Annotated in this window: 5 protein-coding genes; 3 read left to right on the plus strand and 2 right to left on the minus strand. The window is 48.5% G+C overall.

Annotated elements, in window-relative coordinates:
- Positions 1-49: 49 nt before the first annotated feature.
- Positions 50-976, minus strand: a complete 927-nt coding sequence (locus tag QZW47_RS13465) for a DNA-formamidopyrimidine glycosylase (RefSeq protein ID WP_293127940.1) — start codon at positions 974-976, stop codon at positions 50-52.
- A 2-nt stretch (positions 977-978) separates the two neighbouring features.
- Complete coding sequence (locus QZW47_RS13470) at positions 979-1,359, minus strand: photosystem I reaction center subunit IV (protein ID WP_293127942.1); 381 nt, start codon at positions 1,357-1,359, stop codon at positions 979-981.
- 747 nt (positions 1,360-2,106) lie between these two features.
- On the opposite strand from QZW47_RS13470, the gene QZW47_RS13475 reads away from it, so the two are divergent.
- Genes QZW47_RS13475 through QZW47_RS13485 form a run of 3 tightly spaced genes read left to right on the plus strand, consistent with a single transcriptional unit; the run spans position 2,107 to position 6,683 of the window.
- Complete coding sequence (locus QZW47_RS13475; RefSeq protein WP_293127944.1) at positions 2,107-2,313, plus strand: hypothetical protein; 207 nt, start codon at positions 2,107-2,109, stop codon at positions 2,311-2,313.
- Positions 2,314-2,373: 60 nt separating this feature from the next.
- Entirely contained in the window at positions 2,374-4,425 is a 2,052-nt protein-coding gene (locus QZW47_RS13480; protein ID WP_293127945.1) for an ATP-binding protein, read from the plus strand.
- Positions 4,422-6,683, plus strand: coding sequence for a WD40 repeat domain-containing protein (locus tag QZW47_RS13485; protein WP_293127947.1), 2,262 nt, complete (start codon positions 4,422-4,424; stop codon positions 6,681-6,683). The genes QZW47_RS13480 and QZW47_RS13485 overlap by 4 nt, the downstream gene beginning before the upstream one ends.
- Positions 6,684-6,915 lie beyond the last annotated feature (232 nt).

Below are 6,915 nucleotides of genomic sequence, written 5' to 3' on the forward strand. Positions count from 1 at the left end.
AGATTTGGTATCTCTGTTAAATCCGGTAAAAAATCGGTTGCTGAATTGGTTATTTTTGGCAGGCGGGACAGAAATGAGTCGATCGCCCTGCTAATTTTATCTTGTCAATCGTTGTAGAGCAAGTGCGGCAGGGTTGACCGGCGCGATTGTACACCCAAGCGATGCCGCCGTAGTTGCCGTTGACGCCTTGGACGTTGAGAAAATTGCTGAATGTGGTGCCGCCGGAGGCGATCGCCTTTTGTAGAACTTGAATAATAGCTGTATGAATGCGATCGATTTGCTCTAGTGTCAAATCCGCGCACAGAGTTGTCGGCATTACTCCCGACAAAAACAAAGTTTCGTCTGCGTAGATATTGCCCAAACCCGCTACCAGTGACTGGTCTAGCAATGCTGTTTTAATTGGTCGCGCCCGTCGGTGCAGCTTGCGGGCAAAATATTCTGTAGTAAATTGGTCGGAAAATGGTTCCGGGCCTAGGAGTTTCAGGCCGGTGACTGTGCTGTCTACTTCGGTTTCTGCGGGGACGTACCACATTTGACCGAAGGTGCGCTGATCTACAAACCGCAATTCTTGGTTTCCCTGAAAAAATAGCCGGACTCGCGCGTGTTTGGGCAGGGTTTCGGATTCGTTTACCCACAATAGTTGTCCAGTCATTCGTAGGTGAACGCCCAACCAGCCGGCTTTTGAAGGCAGAAGGGATGAGACAGAAGGGACTGGGAAGGAAGAAGAATCGGGAAGGGCGGGCACGGGGGCACCGCCCCTACATGGTGTCAGTTGCGATAGTTCTGCCAGGAGGTATTTGCCGCGCCTGTACCAAGATGCGATCGACTTTCCTTTGAGTTTTGTCAAAAAATCGGTCGCAGAGATGGAACGGGCGATCGAGCTATTTAACAGCACGTCTCCGCCCAAAATTTCGCGATCGAGGGTAAGTTGGTTCAAACCCCGGCAAATAGTCTCTACTTCTGGCAGTTCTGGCACAATTAGCGCTGTTCTGTTCCTTGGTTGGGCGAACCTTCGACGGTTCCGGGAGCTTCAGCACCGGGCTTGCTGCCGGCGGCAGTTTTCGGCTGCTGGGGGGTTGCTCCGCTGCCGGTTTTGCGGGTTTTCTCGTTGATCGTCGTTTGCTTGCCGCCGGAAGCGGCTGCTGCTGCTGCTGGTGCTTTGGCTTTGGGGGCTGCCACTTCCACTAATTCGCCTTGGGCGAAGTTGTTGGTGTTGACGCCTGCGTAATTTACGGTGCTAAAGCGAACGATTACTGGGTATTTAATGCCGCTTTGGTCTACCGTAGCAACGGTGCCCACTTCTTGATACCAGAAGGATTCTTTGCGGAGAATCCGGACTGTCGAACCGCGTTGAACCATGAGCTTTGTTTCCTTTGCGATCAATAAATTGATAAAGCCATTTTTTTTACTTTAGTCGATCGCGCGTCGCATTTAAAGTCTGTAACGAAATTCTTCTCTGTTGCGCCGTGTTTTCGTTGCAGGTTTGTAAAGAAAAGTAAAGTTATTTTGCGGGCGATCGCTGGAGTTGAAAAATAAATAAACAGACATTATCCGTTAAATGCAAGCAGGGCGATCGGGTTGATAAAAAAGTTTACAAATAGGATAGCGGGGCGGTCAGTTTGTGGCGGGGGTGTGAGGAGGCTCTGAGATTGTTGTCGGGGCCGCCAGGGGTTGAAAATCCCTGTCTCATAGCTAAAGTCGTCGGTCGCCGACTGAATATAGAATTGTATTTTTGGGGCGGGCAGATTGTATTTTGGGGCGGGCAAGATGCCCACCCCACAAGAAAATTTAGTTTTGTGGAACAGGCATCTTGCCTGTTCCTAACAATGATTGTATTTTGGGGCGGGCAAGATGCCCACCCCACAAGAAAATTTAATTTTTGTGGAACAGGCATCTTGCCTGTTCCTAACAATGATTGTATTTTGGGGCGGGCAAGATGCCCACCCCACAAGAAAATTTAATTTTTGTGGAACAGGCATCTTGCCTGTTCCTAACAATGATTGTATTTTGGGGCGGGCAAGATGCCCACCCCACAAGAAAATTTAATTTTTGTGGAACAGGCATCTTGCCTGTTCCTAACAATGATTGTATTTTGGGGCGGGCAAGATGCCCACCCCACAAGAAAATTTAATTTTTGTGGAACAGGCATCTTGCCTGTTCCTAACAATGATTGTATTTTGGGGCGGGCAAGATGCCCACCCCACAAGAAAATTTAGTTTTTGTGGAACAGGCATCTTGCCTGTTCCTAACAATGATTGTGGAACAGGCATCTTGCCTGTTCCTAACAATGGTGGAAGATATGAGATTAATTAACCTTGTATTTAATTATCTGGCCGCGCTAAACTATTGCAAAGTATGGGAAATATTTAAGTTATGTCGTTAGTTGATTTAGCTAATACTAAAGTTAGGGTTATTGGATGCAGTGCGATCATGGGTGTTGCGCCAATGATTGCTAGCGCGATCGCCAATCCGGGTGTGACAGCAGCATTGGGTGCGATGGCTAATCCCGTCGTTGGGGGCATTGCTATTTTAGCGACGATTGCCGGTGGGATTGCGGGGAATATGGCTGCTAATGATTTGGGGAATCGGATGGCCGAAAAGTTGGCGAAAAATCCGAATATTCTTGATAATCACGATTTGATTAAGGCGGCTGGTGAGGCGATCGGCTATATTCTCAAGGATGTCGCTACTAAGTCACCTGAGTTTACCGCACTAGCCCTTAGTAAAAATTCGTCTGCCAGGGATTTAGATAATTTAGCTGAGAAGACTCCTAAATATTGGCAGAACATTAACATACAAGCGGCTGATTTGTCAAGGGGTTTAAATATTTCCGAAGAGCAACTGACTCTGATTTTTTCGGCGGATGCTGCGGAGTTCGATCGGGTTACGGGATTGACACCGGAAGATTGGGCAAGATTCATCGAGGAATTCGCCCGCAGCGAGGGGAAATCCTTTGATGCAGAAATCGTCGAATTCGTGGCGCAAAGACTCTACGCAACTTTCCCGCAGGCGTACCGGGAAGTGCTGAAACAAGATGCGGCGACGGGAGGACAAAAGTTTGCGGCGATGCTGTTGAATTTGCACCAAGTTGCTTTGGCCCAGCTTAAGGATTTGGGGCTGCAAAATGGGGAGATTCTCGACAAGTTGGAGGAGGTGGCTACGCAGCAGCAGATTTGTCAAGTGATGGCGAAGTTGGGCGCGATCGAAATTGAGATCCGGGATGATTTGGCGCAGATTCGGGCATTGCTGCAAAGATATATCGATCCTGCTGCGCCGAGTTTGCCGATTTCCTTCAAATCCGAGACGATTATTCAGGACAGAATTAAAGACTTTACCGGTCGGAAATTTGTGTTTGAAGCAATTAATGAGTTTCTGAGGATAAAGCCGAAGGGCTATTTTGTTTTAGAAGCGGAACCGGGTGTTGGGAAAAGCGCGATTATGGCTACCTGTGTGGTGATGCTGAAGCGACGCTGCGTTACTCATTTCAACTCGCAACCCGACGGGATTATCAGCGCTAAAACTTTTTTGGAAAATGCTTGTCTTCAGTTAATTGAAGGTTTTAACCTGAAAGACAAGTATCCGCGACTGCCGGAAAATGCCCTGGAAAATAACAATTTTCTAGGCGATTTGCTGAAGGAAGTCAGCGCTAAATCTAGCAGAGATAAAAAAATAATTTTTGTAGTAGATGCGCTGGATGAAGTTGATTGGAATAATCAAATTAGCGGTAGCAATGTTTCGTATTTGCCTAACGACTTGCCGGATAATGTTTATTTTATTGTCTCGAAGCGGCCGGAATTTCTGCCTATGCCGGCAGCTAATAAGACAGTTTTTGATTTGATGGAGTACGGTGCAGAAAGTCTGGAAGATGTCAAGGCTTATCTGGCTAAACGCACGGAGAGAAGCCAGTTAATTCAGGATTGGATTAAAGCTCGAAATTTGCAGCGGGAACAGTTTGTGACGGCGGTAGCCGAGAAAAGCGAAAAGAAATTTATCTATCTCCGGTACATTCTGGATGAAATTGAAGGCGGTACTTACAATGATGTGAATTTGAACGAATTGCCAGAGGGTTTGCTGGGATATTATCAAAAGCACTGGGGACAGATGATCGGTCGGGAAGACGATCCTCTGCTGGAATTGAAGGTTAAGATTATCTATTACCTGTCGCAAGCAGAGGAACCAGTTTCTTGTCGCTGGTTGGCTAAATCTGCCAGCGAGAAAAATGTGATGAAGGTACAACAGGTACTCGGAAAATGGAATTCGTTTTTGCGACAGGAGAAAGTAGGGAAGGAAACTCGATATACTATCTATCACAACAGTTTTCGGCAGTTTCTCGAAGCTGATGAAACTGTACAGTCGGCGGGAATCACACTGGAAGATATTAACGATGACATTAGCGATAACTCTACAGGAGGAGCGCCGCTATGAGCGATTTAGGTGTGTGGTTGGCGCAGCAGTGTCAGGAAGATCGAGATTTGTTGGTGAAATACCAACCGAAGAGATTTGCGAAACGGGGGAAGGTTGACCGTTATTGTGCTTGGTTGACGGATTTCGGTTTTATTCAGATGAAACTGGAGGTGTTGGGGGTACAAGCGCTAATTGATGATTATGATTTGGCGAGAATTTCTGATGTGTTGCTGTCTCAGGAGCAAAGTCAAACTCTGAGATTGATTCAAGCGGCAATTCGCAAGTCGGCGCACGTTTTGGAGAAGGATAAAACGCAATTGGCAGGGCATTTGTGGGGGAGGTTGCTGGATTTTGAAATACCTCAGATTCAGGGGATGCTGGAACAGGCGAAGCAATCGAAAGATAGTCCTTGGTTGCGGCCTTTGAAGGCTAATTTAGAGAGGGCAAATGAAGGTGCGTTGCGGACGCTTGCCGGTCATAGTGAGGGGGTAAATGCAGTGGCGATCGCACGCGACGGAAAAACAGCGATTTCGGCTTCATCGGATAAAACCCTGAAAATCTGGGACATCCAGCGCGGTACTGAACTTTTAACTCTCATCGGTCATACTCGCTGGGTAATTGCAGTAGCGATCGCACCAGACGGCAAAACAGCGATTTCGGCATCCTCTGATAAAACCCTGAAAATATGGGACACCGAGACAGGCCGGGAACTGAAAACTCTCATCGGTCATAGTGACTATGTAAATGCAGTGGCGATCGCACGCGACGGAAAAACCGCGATTTCGGCATCCAAGGATCATACCCTGAAAATCTGGGACACCGAGACAGGCCGGGAACTGAAAACTCTCACGGGTCATAGTAGCTGGGTAAGAGCAGTGGCGATCGCACCAGACGGAAAAACCGCGATTTCGGCATCCAAGGATCATACCCTGAAAATATGGGACACCGAGACAGGCTGTGAACTGAAAACTCTCACGGGTCATAGTGGCTCGGTAAATTCAGTGGCGATCGCACGTGACGGAAAAACCGCGATTTCGGCATCCGGGGATAAAACCCTGAAAATCTGGGATACCGAGACAGGCTCAGAACTGAAAACTCTCATCGGTCATAGTGAGTTGGTAAGAGCAGTGGCGATCGCACCGGACGAAAAAACAGCGATTTCCGCTTCAGAGGATAATACCCTGAAAATCTGGGATGCCGAGACAGGCTCAGAACTGAAAACTCTTACCGGTCATAGTACCTGGGTAAATTCAGTGGCGATCGCACGTGACGGAAAAACCGCGATTTCCGCATCTCATGATAAAACCCTGAAAATCTGGGACACCGAGACAGGCTCAGAACTGAAAACTCTCACGGGTCATAGTGACGGGGTAACAGCAGTGGCGATCGCACCCGACGGAAAAACCGCGATTTCGGCATCCGCAGTGGCGATCACACCCAAGGGAAAAACAGGGATTTCCGCTTCAGAGGATAATACCCTGAAAATCTGGGACACCGAGACAGGCTCAGAACTGAAAACTCTCACGGGTCATAGTGACGGGTTAACAGCAGTGGCGATCGCACCCGACGGAAAAACCGCGATTTCGGCATCCTGGGATGAAACCCTGAAAATCTGGGACACCGAGACAGGCTGTGAACTGAAAACTCTCACTGGTCATAGTAGCTTGGTAACAGCAGTGGCGATCGCACCAAACGGAAAAACAGCGATTTCGGCTTCAGAGGATAAAACACTGAAAATCTGGGACACCGAGACAGGCTGTGAACTGAAAACTCTCACCGGTCATAGTGAGGGGGTAACAGCAGTGGCGATCACACCCGACGGAAAAACCGCGATTTCGGCATCCTGGGATGAAACCCTGAAAATCTGGGACACCGAGACAGGCTGTGAACTGAAAACTCTCACGGGTCATAGTAGCTGGGTAAGAGCAGTCGCGATCGCACCCGACGGAAAAACCGTGATTTCGGCATCCTGGGATGAAACCCTGAAAATCTGGGACACCGAGACAGGCTGTGAACTGAAAACTCTCACGGGTCATAGTAGCGTGGTAAGAGCAGTCGCGATCGCACCCAACGGTAAAACCGCGATTTCCGCTTCCGATGATAGAACCCTGAAAATCTGGGATTTGCTCACAGGTAAAGAGGTTGCTAGTTTCAGCGGAGATGGTACGTTTAATGGCTGTGCTTTTGCGCCTGATGGAGTGACAGTTGTAGCGGGCGATTCGTCGGGCCGGGTGCATTTCCTGCGTTTGGAGGGAATGGGGGATTTGGGCGATGTTTGAGACAAATTTGCGATGATTTTTTGGGGTAGGGATACGGCACGGCGCGGTGCCCGGCGGTTGAAACCGCGGAGTTTACGGGCACACAAACGATGTCCGCCGGACGCCGACTAAGAAAAATTATCTTCAACCCACGGAGGTGGGTTTTGCCTGTGTAGACGCGGTTTCAACCGCCGTCTCTTCTTTTCAGGGCTTACAGACTCCGACAAAGAAACCGGGTTTTTACCGAATTTCT

This window comes from Microcoleus sp. bin38.metabat.b11b12b14.051, assembly GCF_013299165.1.
In the GTDB taxonomy this organism is placed as follows: domain Bacteria; phylum Cyanobacteriota; class Cyanobacteriia; order Cyanobacteriales; family Microcoleaceae; genus Microcoleus.

Coding starts and splice junctions, on each gene's coding strand:
- QZW47_RS13470 (WP_293127942.1), bottom strand. CDS start 1,359: ATGGTTCAACGCGGTTCGACAGTCCGGATTCTCCGCAAAGAATCCTTC.
- QZW47_RS13475 (WP_293127944.1), top strand. CDS start 2,107: ATGCCCACCCCACAAGAAAATTTAATTTTTGTGGAACAGGCATCTTGC.
- QZW47_RS13480 (WP_293127945.1), top strand. CDS start 2,374: ATGTCGTTAGTTGATTTAGCTAATACTAAAGTTAGGGTTATTGGATGC.
- QZW47_RS13485 (WP_293127947.1), top strand. CDS start 4,422: ATGAGCGATTTAGGTGTGTGGTTGGCGCAGCAGTGTCAGGAAGATCGA.